This is a genomic window from Neisseria sp. Marseille-Q2251, assembly GCF_940793045.1.
Taxonomy (GTDB): Bacteria; Pseudomonadota; Gammaproteobacteria; order Burkholderiales; family Neisseriaceae; genus Neisseria.
Genome location: NZ_CALNWV010000084.1, coordinates 1 through 2086 on the forward strand (window position 1 = coordinate 1; position 2086 = coordinate 2086).

The 2086-nt window shown below is 49.5% G+C and carries 2 protein-coding genes; both read right to left on the minus strand.

What is annotated here, in order from left to right; genetic code table 11:
- Nucleotides 1–266 precede the first annotated feature (266 nt).
- Nucleotides 267–767, minus strand: coding sequence for a hypothetical protein (locus AAG834_RS13670; RefSeq protein WP_342032447.1), 501 nt, complete (start codon nt 765–767; stop codon nt 267–269).
- A 252-nt stretch (nt 768–1019) separates the two neighbouring features.
- Nucleotides 1020–1862: a mechanosensitive ion channel family protein gene (locus tag AAG834_RS13675; RefSeq protein WP_342032448.1), complete on the minus strand. Its 843-nt coding sequence runs from the start codon at nt 1860–1862 to the stop codon at nt 1020–1022.
- Nucleotides 1863–2086: the final 224 nt, after the last annotated feature.

Below are 2086 nucleotides of genomic sequence, written 5' to 3' on the forward strand. Positions count from 1 at the left end.
GGGTACTCATCATAAACCTGCCTTGCATTCGGTTGTGTTGTCTGGCAACTGTCCGGTTGTGTCGATGGGTTGCCCGGCCGCTCCCTGAGCTACGCAACGGTTGTTTGCCTTGGTCGGATGCGGGTGGTGACCGGGCGGTTTGTTGCTATGATACGGGTGTTCCGATATACAAGGTCGGATTCTCGAATCCGACAGCTATTTGAGATGGCAGCGGCTGTTGTCGGATACAAGCCTCCAACCTGCGACCGGCTACGGTTTGCCCAGCATTATTTGCAACGCATCAGTGTACGCGTCCGCCAAACTTTTTTGCCTGAGCCGTCCGTTGAAAAATCACGGAATCTTTGCGTCAGCACGCCTCGGTTTAAAGAAAACTCAAAATTATCGTTATAAATCTGCGTACCTTGCTCCGGCTCCTCTTCCCGAACGCGTGCCGTACCTGCAATTTTATCGGGCGAATAAATTCGATAATTCAGTTTCGTATATTTCGCACCCCATTCCCAACCATTTAATTCAATTGATTTTTTACCTATTTCAATATAAAAGCCGCTATCTTCTGACACATCGACATTATCCACAGCAGCGTTACGCTCTTTCTCATTTGCAGCATAACCCATGGCACATAAAGCCCTTACATGTTTGGGCGATACCTTCCCTTCATAACGCCCGGCCCATTTGCCTTGAAACGCTTGCGGAATATCTTGGGCAGCGGCTTGGAATCCAAGAAGGAGCAAACCGGCGGTCAGAACAGATTTTAAAGTGAGCGACATTATTTTTTTACCTTTCAAGAAAAAGTGTTTAAATCAATATGAATAATACAGTAAACAGAAAGGATGTAAAAAGGTCGTCTGAAAACGTTTAGAAAGTTTTCAGACGACTTTGGGTGGGTTTTGGGTTGCAAGCACCGCGTGCGTGCGTACCGCACACACCCTGCACCCGATGCCCAGTTTCAGTAGGTCGGATTCTCGAATCCGACGGCTATTTGAGATGGCAGCGGCTTTTGTCAGATACAAGTATCCAACCTACTGCTGCTGGATGATATGCACGTCTCGCTGCGGGAAAGGAATATTGATATTGGCGGCACGCAGGTTTTCCACTACCTGCTCGTTCAGCCCGAAGCGGAACGCGCCCAAATCGGCTTCGTTCGTCCACGCCCAAAGCGTGATTTCGATGGCACTGTCGGCCAAGTTGGTAATATATGTTACCGCCTCTTTGCCTGGAGTCTGTACACACAAAGGATGCTCGGTGGCGGCTTTCAAGACGGCGGCTTTGGCGGCTTTCAGATCGCAGCTGTAATCGACACCGACCACCACCTGCACGCGGCATAGCGGCATGGAAGAACGATTCACGATACAGTTGCTCATGACAACGCTGTTGGGCAGGATAACTTCTTCGTTATCCGGCGTACTCAGCGCGGTCTGCACCATTTTAATTTCGCTAACAAAGCCTTCGAAGCCGTTGACCTTGATGTAGTCGCCGACTTTAAACGGGCGGAACAGAATAATCAGCGCGCCGGCGGCAAAGTTCGACAGTTGATCTTTCAGCGACAAAGCCACCGCCAAGCCCGCGCCGCCGATTAAGGCGGTAACCGACGTGGTCGGAATGCCCAGCTTGCCGAGCGCGGCAATAATAATCAGGATTAACAGGCCGACATTAGCCACATTGCCGAGGAAGCTGACAAGCGTTCTGTCCACTTTGGCGCGGGTTAGCGCAGCTTTCATCAAAATAACAAGGCGGGCGGCAATCCATCTGCCGACAAAGAAAATCGCCAGCGCGGCAACGAGGTTGGTACCGAATGCCATGCCGGTTTCAGCAAGACGTTCCCAGCCCGCGAATGAAGAGAGGTTTTCAAGATCGAAATTCATGATTTTTATTTCTGGTTAAAGGATGGTGAAAATTTTGGATATTATTGGTTTTACGGCAAGCCTGTCTATATTTCAGACGACCTTAAAACCGCGTACCTAGCAACTGTATTTTTCACCCCGTCGGGCAAAAATACCAAAACTCAAATCAAGCCGTTTGGATACCATTTTCGGCAAAATAATCACGCATCCGGGCATTCAATATCGTCAGCAGTTTGCGCATACAT

Excerpts from the sequence above, each read along its gene's own strand:
- AAG834_RS13675 (WP_342032448.1), bottom strand. The coding sequence starts at position 1,862 with ATGAATTTCGATCTTGAAAACCTCTCTTCATTCGCGGGCTGGGAACGT.
- AAG834_RS13670 (WP_342032447.1), bottom strand. The coding sequence starts at position 767 with ATGTCGCTCACTTTAAAATCTGTTCTGACCGCCGGTTTGCTCCTTCTT.